Source organism: Dysgonomonas sp. BGC7, assembly GCF_001261735.1.
Classification (GTDB): Bacteria; Bacteroidota; Bacteroidia; order Bacteroidales; family Dysgonomonadaceae; genus Dysgonomonas.
Genome location: NZ_CVRP01000007.1, coordinates 571,284 through 593,635, shown reverse-complemented (window position 1 = coordinate 593,635; position 22,352 = coordinate 571,284). Strand labels below are relative to the sequence as shown.

Sequence of the window (22,352 nt, the reverse complement as noted above, 5' to 3'; positions counted from 1 at the left end):
ACCAATTATTTCTTAGATTTCTCCATCGAGCATAGAGTCACGATAGCCCAAAAAGTATAGAATACCATCGAGCCCAACTGTAGACAAAGACTGTTTTGCATTCTCTTTCACTTTAGGTTTAGCATGAAAAGCAATTCCCAAACCGGCAATACCAAGCATAGGCAAATCGTTTGCTCCATCGCCAACAGCAACAGTTTGCTGTATATCAACCTTCTCTACCTGAGCTAGTAAGCGCAGAAGTTCAGCTTTACGTTTACCATCTACAATATCGCCAACATAGTTACCGGTAAGCTTACCGTTTTCTATTTCTAGTTCGTTAGCATATACATAGTCGAAGCCATATTTATCTTTCAGGTAATTACCAAAATAAGTAAATCCTCCCGAAAGAATAGCCAACTTACATCCACTCTTTTTCAATATGCGGATAAGGCGAGTCATTCCTTCCGTTATAGGCAAGTTCTCGGCAATATCCTTCATTACAGATTCATCAAGGCCTTTCAATAAACTCACACGTTTTTTGAAACTTTCAGAGAAGTCAATTTCTCCACGCATAGCTGATTCTGTAATAGCCTTCACTTCATCTCCCACTCCTGCTCTATCCGCCAGTTCGTCAATAACTTCTGTCTGAATAAGAGTGGAATCCATATCGAAGCACACAAGACGACGCATACGGCGATACATACTTTCTACCTGAAAAGCAATATCTATCCCGTGATCATCAGCAAGTTTCATAAAGTCATGCTTCAAAGCCTGCACATCCTCTACATGGCCTCTTATCGCCATTTCGATACAAGAACGGCTCGGACGTTCTGTCGATTCGAGAGGAACTCGTCCTGTAAGACGAATTATCTTTTCGATATTAAGTTTATACTTTTGGCTTATTTGGGCTACGGCAGATATTTGAGCCGGCTTGAGGGTACGCCCTAATAGGGTAACAATATAACGGTTTTTAGTTCCTTGCAAACAAACCCATCGGGAATAATCTTCTCTACTTACCGGAGAGAACCTAATAACTACTCCTAACTCAGTTGCTTTGAAAAGCAAATCTTTTATAACTTCTCCTGCATTGGCAGCCTCAAACATTATAGCCAAAGACAATGAGTGATGTATATTAGCCTGTCCTATATCGAGTACGTTTGCATCGTGTTCTGCCAAAACAGCTGTTAACGCTGCAGTAACTCCGGGTTTATCTTCTCCTGATAAACTGGCTAATATTATTTCTGGATCTTCCATAAGTGATTACTTATTGCATGTAAAAAAATTAGACGATAATCTTTTATGTATTATCGTCATTTTTGAATTTGGGCTTATTCTCTATTTAACAAAGCTTTTTCAGCTTTTACTACTTTATCAAATCCAAACTGATTTACAATCTGTTGTTTCAATAGATCGACTCGATCATTATACAAATTACCAATACTACCCTCATGTGTATGATTCACATTTTTATCGTGAGCAAAGTTGCCTTTTTCAATCTCTAAACCTACTTTTTTATAAGCATCACGAAAAGGCATACCTTCGAGAACAAGACGATTCACTTCTTCTACACTAAAGATCAGTAGATACTTAGGATCGTCTAATATGTGCTCGTTAACTTTCACTTCACCCATCATACGGGTAACCATATGCAGGCAATCATTTATTTCTTCAAAAGCAGGGATGAAGAGTTCTTTTATAATCTGCAAATCTCTAAAATATCCGGATGGTAGATTATTTACAATCAATGTTATATCGTTAGGCAATGCCTGTAATTTATTGCACTTGGCACGTGTCAGTTCAAATACATCAGGATTCTTCTTATGAGGCATGATGCTGGAACCTGTAGTATATTCGTCAGAAAGCTTTATAAATCCAAAATTCTGACTATTATACATACATGCGTCATACGATAGCTTCGACAAAGTGGCAGCAATAGAAGAAATAGCGAATGAAACAATTTTTTCCATCTTCCCTCGTCCCATCTGAGCATAAACTACATTATAGTCCATTGAGTCGAAGCCGAGTAAGTCGGTTGTCATTTGCCTGTTGAGAGGAAAAGACGAACCATATCCAGCAGCAGAGCCTAAGGGGTTACGGTTACAAACTTTATATGCAGCCAACAATACTTGCAGATCGTCAACCAAACTTTCAGCATATGCACCAAACCATAGCCCAAACGATGAAGGCATTGCTATTTGCAAATGAGTATAACCCGGCATCAAAACTGATTTATATCTCTCGCTTTGAGCCAGTAGGACATCGATAAGAGCAGAAACAGAGTCTGTAAGAATGTGTATTTGATCTCGTGTGAATAGTTTCAGATCGACTAAAACCTGATCGTTACGAGACCGTCCGCTATGTATTTTCTTACCCACATCGCCTAATTTACGTGTAAGCATAAGTTCTACCTGAGAGTGAACATCTTCAATACCATCTTCTATTGTAAATTTGCCATCGCTAGCAACTTCATATATTTCTTTAAGCTCATTCAACAACAAATGCAATTCTTCTTTAGTAAGAAGCCCTATCGATTCAAGCATAGTTATATGAGCCATAGAACCCAATACGTCGTAGGGTGCGAGATATACATCCAATTCTCGGTCGTGACCTACAGTATATGTTTCTACGTCTTTATTTACCTGAACACTTTTTTCCCAAAGTTTCATTAGCTACTCTATTGTTCCTTTATTCAAAATTTCATTGTATGGCAATCCGGCTAAAGTTTCAGCAACCTTATCTAGTCCAGCCTGAAGAGGTTTAGATACCATTGGTTTTAAGAACGGATTAAGATCTGCTTTTATTGTAAGTTTCATCTTAGTCTCCCCTAATGAATCCGGCATTAGCTGAATCCACATCGTTACACCAAAAGGTAATTGTTCTGCCTGAAATTTAATTGTTTTGTTTATTTCTCTTTCTATAACAACAAACCGGATTTTACCTACCGGATCAACTGTTACTGTGCAAGAGTCTCTATCGAATGAGAAGTCTTTTATTTTATCCTGAGGTATTTTACTTTTTGCTAATTCCAGATTATTCAAATCTGAAAGCACAGTATATACGTCCGCATCGGAATGCGGTACGACTTTTATTTCGCTTACAAATTCCGTCATATCACATTTTCCTTATTTCCAGTCAGCCGGAGCTTTTCTCCATTCCTGAAGAGTTTCCAAGTCTGACTCTGCAATATAATCGATGCGTAAAGCCTCTTCCAGAATTGCATCATAATTGGTCAATGTCAGCAATTCAACTCCTGCTTCTTTAAATTTTTGTGACGCAACCGGAAATCCATATGTAAAATTAGCAACCATACCTATGACCTCCGAACTGTCTCTGCGAATAGCTTCAACAGCCTTTAGGCTACTGGAACCTGTGGAAACTAGATCTTCAACTACAACAACCTTACTTCCTGGCTTCAGTTCTCCTTCTATAAGGTTTTCTAAGCCGTGATCTTTAGGTGTTGCACGAATATATACAAATGGTAATCCGAGTAAATCTGCGACTAAAGCACCCGGAGCAATAGCTCCTGTTGCAACCCCTGCAATAGCATCTACTTGAGAGAAGTTTTCTAATATAAGACGAGACAACTCTGTTTTAATAAATGTACGTATTCTGGGATACGATATAAGTTTACGGTTGTCGCAGTAAATTGGAGATTTCCATCCAGAAGCCCATGTAAAAGGATTAGAAGGTTGGAGTTTTATAGCTCTTATACTAAGAAGTTTCTCGGCTGTGAGTTTCTCTAGGGTTCTCATATTATCTATTATAAATAACAACAATCAACTATTATTAGCCTACAAATATACAATTAATAGCTAAAAGAAAAGAAATTATAGCATAAAGAAAATGTGAAATATTGTAGAGACTGAAAAGCAAAAAAGGAATCGACTGATTGCTCAGTCAATTCCTTTTGTATATAAAGCCGTATTGGTGGATATAGCCGAAACTCCTTAAAACAGGATTTGAGTGCCTCGATCCCTTTGTAATCCACCGCGCTATGCAACCCGAAGGTGTGGCCCGCCATTAGAATCAAAAGCTTGTCTCGGATATGTTATTCATTGATGAGTTTCCCAATCGACCAACACGACTTAAACTAATCTCTTTTAGTTTTCTTACTTCAAAGTTAAACAAAACTATTGAGTTTTCCAAATAGAATTTCAATATTTAACTTCTCTCTTTTTAGGACTACATCCACAATTAGAACATCCACAACTCCCTTTTTGTTCGTTCTTCGAGAAGAAGAAACCATAAATTTTATATATAACTATCAGGGCTACAAGAAGTCCTATCAATAAAACAATTATTTCCTGAATCATTTTTCATCCTCCTTTTATATATACAAAGGTAGAAAGGAAAATCTAGATATAGTTTCTACCTAAGGTTAAAAGAAACAAAAAGCCTCCAAGAAATATTGGAGGCTTTTATATATAATAGTAAGATCTATTATTTTACAGAGGACTTATTCTACCGTTACTATAATGTTTTCTGAACGGCCTTCCATATCCTTAATGGTTATTTTAGCACCACCAGCTGCATGCCCATTTATAGTTATTGTTCCAGTATGCTTTTCCGGATCGTTATTTTCAACAACGGTAGCAGTAGCAATGGCAGGAGCAGAAGATTCTATTGTATATGTACCATTACCTTTCTTTATAGCCACAGTAGTAGATGCACCTGCCGCTAAAGATACTGTTGTTTTAGCCAAAGAGATAGGATCGGCAGCAGTAGGATCATCTTCATGCCAACCTGTTCTTCTATAACCTGATACTATATAGGTAATACCGGGATGCAAGTCCGATGTAAGCTTGAAGCTAATAGAGTCAGCTTTACCTCCTGATGGAGTAACTGTACCATCTAAGATAACTTTTCCCTCTGATACAGAAAACTTTTTACCGGAAAAAAATCCATTCTCCACATCACTAGCTGAAAACGTTTTTGAGCCAAGGTCTATATTAACCTTTCCTTTTACAGCAAATGGAGCATACGGAGATGTTGCAGAAATAGACGCAGAACCTATTCTCAACCACATTTGGGTTTTACTACCATCCGAAGTATTGTAAGTATAGATAGGCACCTTATCATCTTTATAACCTAATACATTTAACAATGCTTTTGTATTAGCATCATTTAATCGGATAACCCACTCTCCCGACATTTTCTCTACAGAAGAATAATCAACATCGGGATCGCCATATGTCTCACACGATGTAAAAAAGGCAGTTACACAAAATAGTAACAGAAATATCTTATATATTTTCATAATCAATATGTATTTATTTTTATAGGGGATTATTTATGCCACCACATTTTATCAGTTATAGGAATAACAGCCGGTGCATTCGGATTATTATCAGTAGAATTTTTCGGCAACAAAAATCTCTTAGGATATTTACCAGCACTCAATACTGAGTTTACGCTTGGAGTTAATTTACCTACCACATAATTGGAGTTTGGAACTGTCCACAAATCTTGTACTGTCACATATTCCGTACCCAATTCAGGATATCCTGTACGATTGATATCAAAAAATGCATCCCAAGCCTGACACCTAACAGAAGCAACCCATTTTTGCATAATTATAGATTTAATCATATCTTCTGTTGAAGCATCGTTAAATTTATAAACTCCAGCCAAGAAAGCTGCTGCTTTATCAGCAAATCCCCAACGGTCAAATGCTGCAGTTACACCAGCTTCATAAGATGTCTTTGCCTTAGTTTTATCTCCTAAACGAGCATATGCTTCTGCCTGAATAAAATGGCTTTCTACGACAGACATGAAATAAACAGGGTCCGTTGCAGCTAGTCTTGCACGAGATACATCTCCTGCAGCTATTATCTTTTGAGCAATATTATAACCTCCCTGGGGTAACCCTCTAAAATCACCTTTATCGCCTGTTTCATAATAAGCCTCAATACGAGGATCATTATAAGCAGAAAGATAAGCTATCATTGTAGCACTAGCCTTAATATTATACTTAGTATTTAACTTACGACGGTCATACTCATACAGCGGATTTGACTTATTTTCTTTATCCTCGAAACCATTTACTCTCGCATCTTCTGTAATAAACCCTCCAGCATTCAACATAGTTTGAATAGTAGTTTTATTTGCATCAAAATCGCGCATTAGTATTTTTAGTTTCAATGTCTTTGCAAACTCAATCCACTTACTTATATCGCCACCATACACCAAGTCTTTTTCTTCAAGAGAAGTTTTATCCGCAGCATCAGTTCCTTTAGCTATAGCCTTGTCTAATAAGTCTATTATACCAGCATTAACAGTTTTACTATCATCAAATTTGGGAGCTTTATACTCATCAAAATTTACAGCCTGAGTAAAAGGAATCGTTCCAAAAAGGTCATTTAATATATGATAGTCAAAAGCTATTAATACTTGAGAAGTAATCCAATATTGCCACTCACCTATTTTTTCCGATTGAGATCTTGCATCATATAAGTCTGTCAAAGCTCCAGCATACTCATGCAACCATAATCTATTAAATGCTGTATTCGTAATATTATAAGAATCATACGAAGTGTATTGATTCGAAGCATTATTTTGAGTATAGTGTTGAGACCACATACTTGTTGCCAATTGGACCTCCACTCCCAAATTAGAAACAGACCACGCCATTCCTGAAGGTATCAACATCGTTGGATCAGCAGTCGTCGGAAAGCTGGGATTTTCATTTATATCCAAATCACAAGATGCTGCAGAAAAAATCAGGGAAGCAATTATCAGATATTTATATATAAATTTCTTCATTTTCTTGATTTATTAAATTTTACTTATTAGAAAGTGACTTTCAAACTACCTCCTATTGATCTGGTTGTAGGAGCTGCAGTAAATTCACCTAATTCCGATGTTATATCGTTACCATAGTTAGTAGCCTCAGGATCGACAAAGTTATTTCCTTTAGGAGTCCACATTAATAGATTTCTTCCAATAACTGCAATTTCCAGTTCTTTTACAATTTTAAGTTTTGTCAAAAGATTCTTAGGGAAATTATAAGTCAAACTCACTTCTCTCAACTTCACATATCCCTTAGGAATAACAAAGTTTCTATACATATATGTATTAGTAGAGTGATTATAATATGAATACATGCTTTCCCATGTGATAGGCACATCATTTTCAACAAAGGTGTTTCCTGACGGTTTTACTGAATTAGGTATAACAAATGGCTGACGTCCATTATACATAGTAGCAGTAGCATTACCATTCCATGTCATCATTTCCGCTGTATTACTCCAGAATTTTCCTCCACTTCTCCAGTCTACAACAGCACCGAAAGTCAAATTTTTCCATGTAACACGGTTTACAAACCCCATAGTAAAATTAGGCGCGGAAGAACCGACCTCTTCTTTCTCTCCACTAACAATTAGCGGACGACCGGTGGAAGCACTTACTACAATTTTACCATCATCTGTACGTTGTACTTTTGGTACTTTGTAAACGCCCAATGGTTTACCTACCTCAGCAACAAAGTCTACACCATATGCAGACGTCAAAACATATTCATTAACATCCTTACCATCAACACTCCAAAGTTTCTTCACTTCACTATTATTTTTAGCGAAAGTTACTCCTAAATTCCAATTCCACTCTTTTGTTCGAACAGGAACTACTCCTAAAGCGATCTCAACTCCTCTATTTTGTATTTCACCTACGTTTCTTGTATATGTACCATAACCTGTTTCATAAGGTTGAGTAGCAGCTATAATTTGATCTTTGGTATTTCTATCATAATATGCAAAATCAAGAGTAACACGGCTATCAAACAAACGTACATCAAACCCAAATTCAGCCTCACGCGTAATTTCTGGTTTCAGGTTTTCATTTCCATGTGTATTACCCATAGTCAGCCCTGGTATTCCACCTAATGGTAAGTTTAGGTTACCAAATCCTAATGCAATCTTAGTTGGCTGATATTCATTTGAAATAAGATACCAATTTGCATCCTTACCTGTTTTTCCATATGCAGCTCTCACCTTTAGGTAATTTAACCAATCACTCTTGATAGACGGAATCATATCCGTTACTATCAATCCGGCATTAGACCCCCAGTAAAAAAAGCTTCTGTCATCTTTAGGCAAAGTTGAAGACCAGTCGTTACGACCAGACAAAGTTACATATAAGTAGTTCTTATAACCAAACTCTGCTTGAGCGAAAGCACCATAGAGACGGCGTTTATATAAACGAGAGTAAGTTGTAGGATCCGTACTACCATTTTCTAAACTATACCAACCTGGTACATTCAGACTATAGAGATAAGCATCTATAAGATTAAGATCTCTATGATTATAATTCCATCCTAAAACTCCGGAAAGACTAATATCTTGATTTAAAGCATAATTAGCATCCAGCATCCCTGTTACATCTAATTGAGTTCTTGACTCATTATGCTCCAGATATGATCCTTCTGCGTAAGATTTACCACCTTGGTCACTATAAGAACCAGGAGTATAACGAGCTACACCATTCCACGCCTGACGTCTGGAATCACTAAAATCTCCACCAATACGTCCTATAGCCTTTAACCATGGCATCAACTGATATGATGCTTCAAGATTAGCAATTGTATGGTTATCAATATATTTATTTCCGTTATTAGCCAATACCCAATATGGGTTTTCAGCGTACCATGTATAATAATTATCAGGATTATTATATGGATTATTTAAGTCTTTAAGATCCTGTAAATTGATATCTACCGGGTTCTGTAAAACCTCCTGAAATAAAGCAGCACCATCTCCCCCTTGTCCTGAAGAAACTGCTGATATATTTTTTCTTGAATAGTTTACATTGTAGCTTATATTTAATTTATCATACACAGTATTACCTCTGAAAGAGATTGTATTACGAGTATATTTATCCGCATCTCCAGGGAGTATACCATCTGAAGTCAAATTACCATATGAAACCATAATACCTGTATGCTCACCGCTGGCAGCATAAGAGACATTATTATTCATCTCAAAACCTGTAGAATAAAAGTTTTTCACATTATCTTTAATGTATGAAAAAGGCTTCTCTCTATATACTCCATTTATATCAGCACCCCATTCATGCATTCTACCGTCAAATCTTGGTCCCCATGAACCATTCTCTGCGGCATCCCAAATAGGCCAGCCTTGTCCAAACATGTCTTGTGTTTGAGGAGCTCGTAATACATTACTTGCAGAAAATGTTCCTGAGTAAGTAATAGTCGGCTTTTGATTCTTTTTTGCTTTTTTGGTAGTAATCATGATAACACCGCTTGCAGCCCGTGTTCCATACAAAGCTGTCGCTGATGCACCCTTTAGAACTGTTATAGACTCAACATCATCTGGATTTATATCTCCAGCCAAGTTACCAAAGTCAACAGAGTTATTAGTTTTGTCATTTCCTGAGAATGTGTTTTGAACAGGTACACCATCAATAATATACAATGGCTGGTTTTCTGTAAAAGAAGAGAATCCACGAACGATTACTTTTTGAGAAGTACCAGTTCCACCCGCAGTAGAAATGTTCATACCAGCAACTTTTCCTACTAGCCCAGACATTAACGAGCCTGATTTGGCAGCAGTAATTTCTTCATTCTTAACTGTAGTAGAACCATAACCCAACGCTTTTGCATCACGAGATATACCCAGTGCGGTTACAACTACTTCATTAAGAATCTGATCGTTATTTTCTAGAACGACCCTCATACCTTGTGTAGCTTTTACTTCTTTTGTCTTCATACCCACCAATGAGAATACAAGAGTATTATTCCCTTCTGGTACATTAATAGAAAACTTACCATCCAAGTCGGTAACTGTACCGATTGTAGTTCCTTTCACCACTACTGAGGCACTAATAACAGGCTCCCCGTTACTGTCTACAACAGTACCGTTAAACCGATTTGTAGTTTGTGCCATAATAAGTCCTATACTTATAAATAAGCAGGACAAAATTAACACCATTCTTTTCTTCATACAAACACTACTTTATTAAAATTAAAATAACTTTTCTGTTATATCCACATAACATTTTGATGCAAAGCATTTTTAGCATCTATTTATTATTAAACATGCAAATTTATACAATTTTTACGAAATAACAAATTATAGCAAACTAGACAAATAAATATCATTTTATTACAAAAACAAGATAAAAACAAACAAAAAAAAGATGATAAACAAATAGACATCTCCAAGGTTGTGCAGAATCAAAGACAAAAGGTAGGAAAAGAATACATATCAGATATACGCATCTACGGTTTTAACATTTTATATTTAAAATTTTAACACAAAAACTTTATAAAAGAACTCGTTCTTCTAAACAAATAGAAAAAAAATGGAAACATCACAAATTTAAGAAAACCTGACTAAAAAGAATTCTTTAAAATATTGATCCTATCTGGTATGCCAAGAAGGAGATAATCCAAGCCAGCAAAGTTGTATAAACAATACTGAACATACCCCATTTCCATGAACCAGACTCTTCCTTTATGGCAGCAATAGTGGCAACACAAGGAAAGTATATTAGAACAAACAATAGCAAACTGACAACAACTAATGGTGTAAACGTAACCGTCCCATCTGGTTTTGTTTCATTAAGCAGACGTACTTCTAGTGATTCCTGATTTTCAGGATCACCTGTATATAAAACACCTAGCGTGCTAACAACAACCTCTTTTGCTGCCATACCTGAAAGAAGGCTAACGCTTATTTTCCAATCAAAGCCCAACGGACGCATCACCGGCTCTATAGTTTTGCCAATCCGTCCAATATAAGATTCCTCCTGATGAGAAATATTACGCTGTTCCTCGATCTCTTCTACCTGATCCGCTTTCTCTAAATCATCTATTATTTTATTTTCATAACTAGCTTCAACATTAGCTATCTGGCTATCGAAAGCTGCATCCCGTTCTTTGTCCCGAGGAAAATAGCCTAAAAACCATATAACGATTGACGCAATTAGTATAACACCTCCCATCTTACGAAGATATTGCTTCGATTTATCCCACATATGCGTAAGCACTGCACGTAGCGTTGGCATACGATACGGAGGCAATTCCATTACAAAAGGAGTATCTTCTTTTGGAAACAGAAACTTTTTGAATAGACGAGCTGAAACCACCGCCAGCAATATTCCTATAAAATAAAGTCCAAATAAAACAAAGCTTGCATACGACTTGAAGAAAACGCCTACGAAGAGCAAATATACCGGCAGACGGGCACTGCAAGACATAAAAGGATTTATGAGCATAGTTATCATCCGACTATTACGACTTTCTATAGTACGGGTAGCCAAGATTGCAGGAACATTACATCCAAATCCCATAACGAGAGGGATAAACGATTTTCCATGTAGACCCATTTTATGCATTACTTTATCCATTATAAAAGCTGCTCTGGCCATATATCCTGAATCTTCCATAAAAGATATAAAGGCATATAGAATCAGGATGTTAGGCAAGAAGACAATAACGCCTCCTACCCCACCAATAATGCCATCCACAATCAGATCTTTGAGTATACCCTCAGCCATATTGCCTCGAATAAAATCGCCAATCCATCCTACTCCGTTCTCGATCCATTCCATCGGATATCCTCCCAGACGAAATGTACATTCGAACATAACCCACATAAAAAAGAAGAAAACAGGAAAGCCCAAATATTTGTTTGTAACAATAGAATCGATAATACGAGTACGATCCGATTCATTTGTTTTTTCCTTTAATGTTTCTTTTAGTCCTCCGGCTATAAATCCATAACGGGCATTTGTCAGAGCAGACTCTGTATCTTCATTCAGAGTTTCCTCAATGTACTTGACTTCGCTATCACGCGCTTCCAGAATTTCTTCACCTCCTTTCAGAGAAGCAATATATTGCTCTAAATCCTGATCTTTTTCTAACAACTTAACAGATATGTAGCGACGAGGAAACAGCAATTGTCCATTTCCACTTTTCTCTAACTTTATATTAAGTTTGCTTACTGAGTTTTCTACAGTATTACCATAAGATATATGCACCCTACGAGAAATAGGTTCTCTTTTTTCATAACTTCTTATTACAGCATCGAATAAGTCTTTGATTCCTGTACCCGATTTGGCAACAGTTGGCACCATCGGGATTCCGATCATTTTAGAGAGCTTCTTATAGTTAAACTCTGTGCCACTCTCCAACAACTCGTCATACATATTCAATGCAATAACGGCTGGCACTTCCATATCAATAAGTTCAGTAGTAAGATACAGATTCCTTTCGAGGTTAGAAGCAGCGACAATATTAATAACAACATCAGGCTTGTCTTCGACAATAGATCTGCGAACGAATATTTCTTCAGGAGTATATGCAGAGAGAGAATATGTACCAGGTAGGTCTATAATAAGAAATGTATAGCCTCCATATTTAAATTTGCCTTCTTTCGAATCCACAGTCACCCCTCCATAATTTCCAACATGCTCATGTGCACCGGAAGCTATATTAAAAAGAGAGGTTTTTCCCGCATTAGGATTACCTACCAAGGCGACTTTTATTAGTTTTTTATCTTCATTATGAATTTCTGAATTTGAAACTCTAGACTCATTGCCCGAATTATAATCATTATCAGAATTATAATCATTATGCATAGGCATAAGACCAGTGTCTCCTACAGATCCGGGATACACCACTTCTATCAATCCCGCTTCGCTGCGGCGAAGAGAGACTTCATAATCCATTATCTTATATTTAATAGGATCTTTAAGAGGAGCATTTAAGATCACCTTGATAGTTTTGCCTTTTATAAACCCCATTTCGAGTATCCGTTTGCGGAAAGCACCACTACCATTCACTTTTACAATAACACCTTTTTCTCCTGTTTTAAGGTCAGATAAGAGCATATTGAATCCTTTTTTTAATAGAACTGCAAAGATGAGCATTTTTTACCATATTTCGCACATAAAAAATGCTTTATTTAGAACGAATATAAAAAGAGAAAAGACATTCTTCTCTTAACAAAGTATGATTCAACACCATTTTGAGAAAGAATAAAAGAAAAAACCAATGCTAAAAGTTTGTCTCAATGGCGGCTCTATATTTTCACTTTCACAAGTAAGTTTACAGAACATGCTTATCTCAGAAAGCCATTGCCGGAGTAATAAATGCCCAATATATCCGAATTCCTCTTTACAGCATTGGTTTTTATTTTTTCTAAAGTGCTAAAAACTGAATTAACTTTCCTTCTGAAAAGAAAGCAATCAATCTGCACAAACATACAATTATAGATTTATATACATTAAAAGACTAAAGTTTGTTGAATTATAAAAACCTGTCTCTATTTATCTCTAAAAAACATATTTATACTCTATTCATAGTTGTGTAAACTACAGTTTTCTGCATCACGAGCAGATAACTATAAAGTAAAATTACAATTTTGTTTTTATTCTACAAATTTTACATCACTAATTTCAGACAAAAAAATAAAAGGCATCTTTTTTTTTAACACATATTATTCTGCTGCTGCTCTAAAGCCAACCATAAATTATCATTGGGAACAGGAGCTGTTACCTCTATCACTTCCTTAGAAACAGGATGAATAAATGATATTTTACGAGCATGCAAACTAATTCCTCCATCAGGATTGGAACGATCTGCCCCATACTTTAGATCTCCCTTGATAGGACATCCAATCTTAGACAACTGACAACGTATCTGGTGATGACGCCCTGTTTCCAGATTCACCTCCAGAAGGTTGTACTTATCGGAATGGGCTATAAGCCGATAGTGAAGAATAGCTAATTTCGAGCCTGTTTTTTCCTTATCGTATGCATAAGATTTGTTTTGCTTCTCATTCCTAACCAGATGGTGAGTCAACGTTGCCTCCATCTGTTTTGGTATATTTTTCACTACAGCCCAATATATTTTTTTTATTTCTTTATTCTTGAACATTTCATTAAGACGAGACAGCGCTTTGCTTGTCTTAGCAAATACGACAATCCCGCTGGTTGGGCGATCGAGACGGTGAGTTACTCCACAAAAGACATTCCCCGGCTTGTTATACTTTTCTTTCAGATATTCCTTTACTATATCGGACAGGGGCATGTCTCCCGTCTTGTCGCCTTGTACTATTTCAGAAACAGCTTTATTGACTATTATTATATGATTATCTTCGTAAAGTACCGTCATTTCTTATTAATATATATTGAGATACAAAGAAAAGCCTTTCGACATAAAATCGAAAGGCTTCTCTAATAAAATATTCGTTATATCTTAAGCGTTTTTATTTTTACGCCATTTTACATTCTTCATATCACCTGTTTCAAGAAATGCTTCATGGAAAGCAAAAGCATTATACATATCGAAACGAGTATGTCCTTGCGGTGCATTTTTTATATACTCCTGTAACAATGGACGATAATCAGGGTGAACACATTTATTTATAATTTCCTGAGCACGATCTTCCGGACATTTTCCACGCAAGTCTGCTACACCATATTCTGTGACTATAATTTTCACAGAATGCTCACTATGATCTTCATGTGCTACTGCCGGAACAATAGAGCTAATCATTCCGTCTTTGGCTACTGATGGGGTAACAAAGATAGAGATATAGGCACCACGCGTAAAATCTCCTGATCCTCCAATACCATTCATCATTTTAGTACCCATCACATGAGTAGAATTTATGTTGCCATAAATATCAGCCTCTATTGCTGTGTTGATAGCAATAACACCTAAGCGACGAACAATTTCAGGATTGTTAGAATATTCGGAAGGACGCAATATAATTCTTTCTTTAAAGAAATCTAGATTTTTATATATGTGCTCGATACAAGGATTACTTACTGTTAAAGAGCAACCACTGGCAAACTTCACACGGCCAGATTCCATCAAATCGATAACAGCATCTTGAATAACTTCTGTATAAACATCGAAATCAGGAATTTCTTTGCTATCTCCCATTGCGGCTAATACTGCATTCGCAATATTACCGACACCCGACTGAACAGGAAGGAATGTTTTCGGCATACGACCTTCAGCCATTTCTTTAATAAAGAATTTAGCTACATTTTCTCCAATTTTGGCAGTAACTTCATCTACAGGAGCAAAACTACCCCCTTCGTTTGGTTCGTGAGTTTTTACTACTATAATTTTTTCAGGATCTATCTTTATATAATTTTTCCCTGCTCTATCCTTAACATCATAGATAGGCATATCTTTACGACGTGGTGGATCCAATGGTTCGGGAATATCATGCATCCCTCTCATCTCTTTCGGATTCCATGTATTCAACTCCACTATTACTATCTTAGCCAAACGGCTTACTGTCGGCGAAATACCTACTCCACAAGTAGGAACTATTTCTCCGTCTTCGGTCACATCGCAAGCTTCAACTATCGCACAGTCTATATCACCATAATATCCATAACGAATATCTTGTGCCATAGTTGACAAATGCAAGTCACAGAATTTTATTTCTCCATTGTTGATTGCTTCACGCATACTTTTGTTAGTCTGATAAGGCGCACGGAAGTTAATCGCTTTAGCTCTTGTTAGAACGCCATCAAGTTTGTCGCCGGTCGAAGCTCCGGTAAAAACATTTATTTTAAAGGGATTACCCTTTGCATGTTCTTCTTCTGCTCTTTTTGCAATAAATCCGGGAACTACTTTGGGACATCCGGCATGCGTAAAACCGCTAAATCCCACATTGTCATTGTTGTTGATAAGTGCGGCTGCCTCTTCAGCAGTCATAAATTTTAAAGCCATTGTTCTTTTAAAAAATTATGATTTATATAGTGTTATTTTATCTTTCTACACTTGTGCCACTAAGCGCTCGCAAAGGTACAAAATAAAAAGAACAACAACCATTATAGGCTACATTTATTTCTTCTTACTTTTCTCTCAAAAAATCGCATAACTTTTTTACGGCTAAAGCTCTATGACTAATATCATTTTTCACCTCCATACCTAATTCGGCAAAAGTCCGGGTATAACCATCGGGACGAAAAACAGGATCGTAACCAAAACCGGCACTTCCATGCTCTTCGGTTAGTATATCCCCATCAATCCGTCCTTCGAACAGATATTCTTTACCTTCCATTATCAGAGCTATTACTGAGCGAAAATGCGCTTTGCGGTCGGCAACTCCATCAAGGGCAGCTAATAGCTTTTTCATATTTGCCTTCGCATCGTGCCCTTCTCCGGCATAACGTGCCGAATATACACCGGGAGCTCCACCTAAAGCATCTACCTCAAGCCCCGTATCATCACCAAAACAGTCGTAACCATATTTCTCCTTAACATGTCTTACTTTTATCAGAGCATTTTCCTCTAAAGTTTCTCCAGTTTCTTCAATATCTTCAAAGCAGCCAATATCTTTCAAGCTCAAGATTTCGAAACTATTACCAACTACTTCACGTACTTCTTCGAGTTTATGATTATTGTTGGTCGCGAATACTAACTTTCTTTTCATTTTTCAGACAATGCATTATATGTTTCCAGAGCCTTTTCTAATACTGTCAGGGCACTGTTCAAATCTTCTTTATTAAGCACATAGGCTATGCGAACTTCGTTACGTCCTAATCCCGGAGTAGTGTAGAAACCCGAAGCCGGAGCCATAAATACAGTTTGTCCTTCATATTCGAAGTCGGAAAGACACCATGCACAGAATTTATCGGCATCATCGACAGGAAGACGAGCCACCGTATAAAACGCACCCATAGGAATAGGCGAATAGACTCCCGGTATACGGTTTAGTCTGTCGATAAGAAACTTACGACGTTCTACGTATTCATCATACATATCGCGTAAATATTCGGTATCTGCATCCAAAGAAGCCTCTGCTGCAATTTGCCCAATAAGAGGCGGGCTAAGGCGTGCCTGACAAAACTTCATCAGTGTCTTGCGAAGTTCTTTATTTTTAGTTATCAATGCCCCTATACGAATACCGCATTCACTATATCGCTTAGATACAGAATCGATAAGAACAACATTCTCTTCTATTCCCACCAAATGACAAGCGGATATATAAGGAGAACCTGTATAGATAAACTCACGATACACTTCATCCGAGAACAAATACAAATCGTACTTCTGAACTAGATGTTTTATTTGATTCATTTCTGCACGCGAATAAAGATAACCTGTAGGATTGTTAGGATTACAGATCATAATACCCTTTGTACGCTCATTGATAAGCTCTTCAAATTTTTCGACAGGAGGTAGTGCAAATCCCTCCTCGATAGAAGAAGACACTGTACGAATTGTAGCGCCTGCCGATACCGCAAATGCCATATAGTTTGCATAGGCCGGTTCGGGAACAATAATCTCATCTCCAGGATTGAGGCAGGCTAAAAAGGCAAAAAGGACAGCTTCCGATCCACCCGTAGTTATAATAATATCGTCTGCCGACACATTTATATTAAACTTAGCATAATAGCCAACAAGTTTCTCTCTATACGAGCGATAGCCATCGCTGGGACTATACTCCAAGATTGTACGATCTATATTTCTAATTGCATTGAGTGCAGCTTCAGGCGTCGGCAAATCAGGTTGTCCGATATTCAAATGATACACTTTCAGGCCTCTGGCCTTAGCCGAATCTGACAATGGAGCCAGTTTTCTAATAGGAGAGTTTGGCATTTCCACGCCTCGCTGAGAAATATGTGGCATAATTAAATTGTTATAGTTTTACCCTTTTTACATTAAGACGCAAATATATGAATTTATAGTTACAGTTTGTAAAGTAGCAGCTATAAGTTCGGCTTCAACCTTAAAGAAAAATATCAACGTCTGTCTCATTATTCATAATTATATTTCTTACCTTTGCATCGCTTTGTTCCAAGACTTTATGTCTAAATGGATTAAAAGGGAATCAGGTGAAAATCCTGAACAGACCCGCTGCTGTAAGCTCTATATCAACGCTTATATACACAAAAAGCCACTGTAATAACGGGAAGGCTATATAAACGAGAGCAAGTCAGAAGACCTACAAAGCATATATCAGGAAAGCTTTCGAGGCATAAGGCTTAAGATACAACTGTAAAGAAATATTTTCTTCTCTTTGTTCTTATCGAAGGCTATCTTATAAACAGATACTAAAGATGAGACTTAAACTTCTTTTCCTTATACTTTTCTTCTGCTGTTCTCTCTATATCGGGGCACAAGTAAGCGATAGCATCAGGACACAACAGCTCAGTGAGATTGAAGTATCTGCTCACAGCAAGCCTTCAACAACACTTTCTACTACCCCGTTGCAAGTAATGGATAGCGAAGAGCTATTGAAACAAGGCATACAATCTGTTTCTGATGCCGTCCGTAGATTTAATGGAATTGTACTAAAAGATTATGGTGGTATAGGAGGTCTTAAGACTGTATCTATACGTGGCATGGGCGCCGAACACACAGCCATAAGCTACGATGGAGTGGTAGTAGGCAATGTACAATCGGGGCAAGTGGATATCGGAAGATTTGCACTGGATAATATTTCTGTAATTTCATTGAATATAGGGCAGGCAGATGATATTTTACAGACAGCAAGAGCGCGTGCTTCGGGCGGTGTATTAAACCTACAGACCTCATTTCCTGAACTTACTAACAAGAACTATAAAGGTCATGCACGTGTAACAGGTGGTTCGTTCGGATTGTTTAATCCGATGCTTGATTACGCTCAAAAAATAAATAAGAACCATTCCGTTTCGGTAAACGGAAGTTGGCAACGCGCCGATGGCAACTATCCTTTTACTCAGAAAGACGATAAAATATTCACCGAAAGAAAAAGAGAAAATAGCGATGTAGATATTTTCCGTACTGAGATCAACTTATACTCTAATTTAGAAAAAGCAGGAACACTAAAAACAAAAATATATTATTTTGATTCGGAAAGAGGTCTGCCCGGAGCAGTAGTCAAGGGTAATATCTACTCGAAAGAGAGACTTTGGGATAAAAACTTTTTTGCACAAATAGCTTATGAAAAATATTTAGGGAGAAAATTTAAGCTCCGATCGCAAGCTAAATATGATTATGTCTACACCCGATACGAAGATGATCAGTCTAGCGGCAAAACAAAAGATAAATACAGAGAACAGGAAGTTTATCTATCAAATGTTCTGTCTTACTCCTTAAACGACATAGTATCATTTTCGTTTGCGGAAGATCTTTTCTACAATAAGCTAAAAAATGAATATGTGTATAAATCGTCGGCAACAGGAGATAATCTCCCCTACCCCGAGCGATACAATTCTTTATCAGCACTCACCTTTCAGTACAAAAGCAAATATATTACAGTCTCTTCAAGCCTATTGGCCACATACATTTCTGAAAAGGTAAAAAACAACAAGAATGATAATTCTTATAAGAAGTTAAGTCCTGCCATATCATTATCATATCAACCTTTCAGCACAACAAACCTCAGACTGAGAACATCTTATAAACAAGTCTATAGGGTACCGACCTTTACCGAACTATATTATTCTTCGATAGAAAAAAAATTAAATCCAGAATCGGCAAAGCAATATAATTTAGGATTGACTTGGGTAGGAAGTATATCAAACAGCCCTATTGATTATATTAGTTTTTCGGCAGATGGATACATCAATAAGGTGGACGACAAGATTGTAATTATTCCTAAGACTTATCTGGCTACAACAATGAATATCGGCAATGCTGACATAAAAGGTATAGATGTACGAGTGGCAACAAATGCCCGCATAAATAAAGAAATGAGCCTCCAATTAGTAGTATCGTATAGCTTTATAGAAGCACTGGATGTTACCTCTAAAGATTCTGAAAGATATAAAAACCAATTGCCTTATACACCAAAACATTCGGGAGCAGCAACTCTTTCGTTCAACAATCCTTGGGTAGACCTGTCTTATTCAGTTGTAATAACCGCCAAACGCTATTCGATGCCAATAAATGAAAAAGCTACCCGTGTAGATGGTTATTCGGATCACAGTATATCACTGTTCAGACAATTTAAAATAAAGAATATGGAAACCTATCTGCAAGGAAATATATTAAATATGTGGAACAAAAGGTACGACATAATAGCCAATTACCCTATGCCGGGACGCTCGTTTAAAATTTCGGCAGGAGTCAAATTTTGAAAAGAGTTAATTTGAGAATTAAATAAATTATAAAAATAATTGAAGATGAAAAAGTATTTATTAAAAGTATTATTAGTAAGCATTTTTGCTTTACCATTTATATCTTGTGATTCAGACGATGATGATATAATATACGTAGAGCCGGAAATAAAAACCACAGGTATATATCTCTTAAATTCAGGAATAATGGGTTCAATTGATGGAACTTTGTCGTACTATGATGTAGACACAAAGAAAGTAACAGAAAATATATTTTCAAAACAAAATGACGACTTATCTCTTGGCGATATTGCACAGGACATCGTTATATATGGATCGAAAATGTATATTACAGCAACAAATTCTAACAAGATATACATTACTGACCGTAAAGCCAAGCTAGTACCTCAACGGGATTCTATCATATCTCCTGAAAATGAATCAAAACAACCATTAAAACCTCGTTCGATAGTTACTCACAAAGGTAAAGTATATGTGAGTACCGAAGCCGGGTATATTCTCCGTATTGATACTACAACAATGAATATGGACAGAGTGAAAGCCGGTACTTTTACAGAAGAAATGACTGTAGTAAATGATAAGCTATATGTAACCAATTCGAGAACGGGAAATAAAACTGTATCTATTCTTGACCTGAACAATTTCAGTGCACAAAAAACAGAAATTACTGTAGATGACAATCCTGCTGCAATAACAAGTGACAAATCGGGGAATATCTTTGTTATTCCATTGGGTATTTGGGGAAGTACATCTTCTACACTATACAAAATAAATGCAACAAACAATCAGGCAACTAAAATAGGAGAAGATGTTGCATCTATGATGGCAATAAACGGAGACAAACTACTATTAGTGAAAGTGGATTATAATACTAATCCTGCTTCTACAACTCTTTCTTATTACGATATAAAGAAAGGCGAGTTAGTCAACAAATCATTTATTACTGATGGTACTACCATATCTGCACCCGGAAATTCCATCAAAGTTGATCCGGCTACAGGTTATATATATTTAGGTACAGGCGATTATCAGAACAAAGGTAAGATGTATGTATTTTCGGCAGAAGGCAAGCTTATCGATCAATTTGCGACAGGAGGATATTACCCAATGGGCGCTTACTTCCTTACCGGAACAAAATAAGATATAAACAGATGAAAACATTATATTCATATATATTATTCATTACTTTTCTTCTTTTTGCCGTGGCAGGGTGTACTCACAAGCCTGCCGGGCAAAATGGAGAAAACGTGCAATCCGGCAGCTATACGATCCATTATGCCAAAGGATTTCAGGTAGAGAAACATGCAGAATATACAGAAGTTTCAGTAGTCAACCCTTGGGATACTACAAAACTACTTCAAAAGTATATCCTGATAGACAGAAATAAAGATGTACCTCAAAACCTTCCGCAAGGAACAGTTATAAAAGTTCCTATAAAAACTGTTGCAGCATATAACACCCTGCAATGTTCTACTCTTGCAGAACTGGAAGTCGCCGGCATAATAAAAGGAGTATTCGAACCTCAGTACATAAATCTGAAAGATGTGAAGAAAGGAATTGCAGATGGAACGATCAATGACTTGGGCAGTGCTGCAAAGCCGGATATAGAAAAACTGATATTACTCTCGCCCGAAGCAATAATGGCCTCACCTATCGTTGGGCAAACATATGGCAATGTAGAAAAAACAAAAATACCTATTATAGAAATTCCCGACTATACAGAACCTCATCCGCTAGGAAGGGCTGAATGGATACGTTTCTACTCTCTCTTTATAGGAAAAGAACAACTTGCCGATTCTCTGTTTACCATTACAGAAAAGAACTATAATGAAATAAAAACTCAATCATCTTCTGTAGCCAATCAGCCTTCTGTATTTACCGATATGCGGTATATGGGTAGTTGGAATATGCCCGGAGGAAAGAGCTACATGGCAAATATGCTTGCCGATGCCGGAGGGGCATACATATGGAAGGAGGACAACTCTACCACATTTCTTCCTCTGTCGTTCGAGGCTGTACTCGACAAAGCCGGAGAAGGGGATATATGGATTATACGCTATTTTTCACCTGAAGACCTCACATACGAGGGCTTAATGAAGGAATACAAACCATACTCTCACTTCAAGGCCTTTAAGGACAAAAAGATATATGGATGTAATACTACATATTCGACTTATTATGAAGATTTGGCTATACATCCCGACTATATACTAAAAGATTTCGCTGCAATATTTCATCCGGACTTATTCAAAGATTACCAGTTGAGGTATTACAAGAAATTAGACTAATAAAACAAAAAAGGAGAATTACTCGAGTAA

Annotated in this window: 15 protein-coding genes and 1 riboswitch; of the genes, 3 read left to right on the top strand and 12 right to left on the bottom strand. The window is 36.9% G+C overall.

From position 1 onward, the window contains the following. Nucleotides 1–12 precede the first annotated feature (12 nt). The 12 genes from serB to BGC7_RS07740 all read right to left on the bottom strand — a co-directional run bounded on the left by serB (nt 13) and on the right by BGC7_RS07740 (nt 17,599). A complete protein-coding gene (serB, locus tag BGC7_RS07795; protein WP_050700987.1) occupies nt 13–1,233 on the bottom strand; it encodes a phosphoserine phosphatase SerB in 1,221 nt (406 codons plus the stop codon). A 74-nt stretch (nt 1,234–1,307) separates the two neighbouring features. Next, nucleotides 1,308–2,645 (bottom strand): argininosuccinate lyase, encoded by a 1,338-nt coding sequence (gene argH, locus BGC7_RS07790; protein WP_050700986.1) that lies wholly within the window; start codon nt 2,643–2,645, stop codon nt 1,308–1,310. 3 nt (nt 2,646–2,648) lie between these two features. Then, nucleotides 2,649–3,089: a polyketide cyclase gene (locus BGC7_RS07785; protein WP_050700985.1), complete on the bottom strand. Its 441-nt coding sequence runs from the start codon at nt 3,087–3,089 to the stop codon at nt 2,649–2,651. Between the two features lie 12 nt (nt 3,090–3,101). Further along, on the bottom strand, nt 3,102–3,731 hold the full coding sequence (gene pyrE, locus BGC7_RS07780; protein ID WP_050701083.1) for an orotate phosphoribosyltransferase: 630 nt from the start codon (nt 3,729–3,731) through the stop codon (nt 3,102–3,104). 704 nt (nt 3,732–4,435) lie between these two features. Continuing rightward, nucleotides 4,436–5,236 carry a lipid-binding protein gene (locus tag BGC7_RS07775; protein ID WP_050700984.1) on the bottom strand — a complete coding sequence of 267 codons (801 nt, stop codon included), beginning with the start codon at nt 5,234–5,236 and terminating at the stop codon, nt 4,436–4,438. A gap of 29 nt (nt 5,237–5,265) precedes the next feature. Next, nucleotides 5,266–6,741, bottom strand: coding sequence for a SusD/RagB family nutrient-binding outer membrane lipoprotein (locus BGC7_RS07770; RefSeq protein WP_050700983.1), 1,476 nt, complete (start codon nt 6,739–6,741; stop codon nt 5,266–5,268). A gap of 26 nt (nt 6,742–6,767) precedes the next feature. Further along, nucleotides 6,768–9,878, bottom strand: a complete 3,111-nt coding sequence (locus BGC7_RS07765) for a SusC/RagA family TonB-linked outer membrane protein (RefSeq protein ID WP_242034429.1) — start codon at nt 9,876–9,878, stop codon at nt 6,768–6,770. A 463-nt stretch (nt 9,879–10,341) separates the two neighbouring features. Then, nucleotides 10,342–12,828, bottom strand: coding sequence for a ferrous iron transport protein B (gene feoB / locus BGC7_RS07760; RefSeq protein WP_050701081.1), 2,487 nt, complete (start codon nt 12,826–12,828; stop codon nt 10,342–10,344). Nucleotides 12,829–13,426: 598 nt separating this feature from the next. Continuing rightward, a complete protein-coding gene (locus BGC7_RS07755) occupies nt 13,427–14,113 on the bottom strand; it encodes an RluA family pseudouridine synthase (protein ID WP_050700982.1) in 687 nt (228 codons plus the stop codon). A gap of 84 nt (nt 14,114–14,197) precedes the next feature. Continuing rightward, nucleotides 14,198–15,694 carry an acetyl-CoA hydrolase/transferase family protein gene (locus tag BGC7_RS07750; protein WP_050700981.1) on the bottom strand — a complete coding sequence of 499 codons (1,497 nt, stop codon included), beginning with the start codon at nt 15,692–15,694 and terminating at the stop codon, nt 14,198–14,200. A 124-nt stretch (nt 15,695–15,818) separates the two neighbouring features. After that, nucleotides 15,819–16,400, bottom strand: coding sequence for a non-canonical purine NTP diphosphatase (locus BGC7_RS07745; protein WP_050700980.1), 582 nt, complete (start codon nt 16,398–16,400; stop codon nt 15,819–15,821). Beyond that, nucleotides 16,397–17,599: a pyridoxal phosphate-dependent aminotransferase gene (locus BGC7_RS07740; protein ID WP_050700979.1), complete on the bottom strand. Its 1,203-nt coding sequence runs from the start codon at nt 17,597–17,599 to the stop codon at nt 16,397–16,399. Before BGC7_RS07740 ends, BGC7_RS07745 begins: the two co-directional genes overlap by 4 nt. Before the next feature lie 146 nt (nt 17,600–17,745). Then, nucleotides 17,746–17,938: riboswitch (cobalamin riboswitch) on the top strand. 92 nt (nt 17,939–18,030) lie between these two features. Here BGC7_RS07740 and BGC7_RS07735 point away from each other — a divergent pair. From BGC7_RS07735 to BGC7_RS07725, 3 genes are read left to right on the top strand one after another with little or no spacing between them, the layout of a single operon-like run. Continuing rightward, nucleotides 18,031–20,034, top strand: coding sequence for a TonB-dependent receptor (locus BGC7_RS07735; RefSeq protein ID WP_050700978.1), 2,004 nt, complete (start codon nt 18,031–18,033; stop codon nt 20,032–20,034). Between the two features lie 45 nt (nt 20,035–20,079). Beyond that, nucleotides 20,080–21,174 carry a YncE family protein gene (locus BGC7_RS07730; RefSeq protein WP_050700977.1) on the top strand — a complete coding sequence of 365 codons (1,095 nt, stop codon included), beginning with the start codon at nt 20,080–20,082 and terminating at the stop codon, nt 21,172–21,174. An 11-nt stretch (nt 21,175–21,185) separates the two neighbouring features. Then, nucleotides 21,186–22,322 (top strand): ABC transporter substrate-binding protein, encoded by a 1,137-nt coding sequence (locus tag BGC7_RS07725; protein WP_050700976.1) that lies wholly within the window; start codon nt 21,186–21,188, stop codon nt 22,320–22,322. The last annotated feature ends 30 nt before the right edge of the window (nt 22,323–22,352 follow it).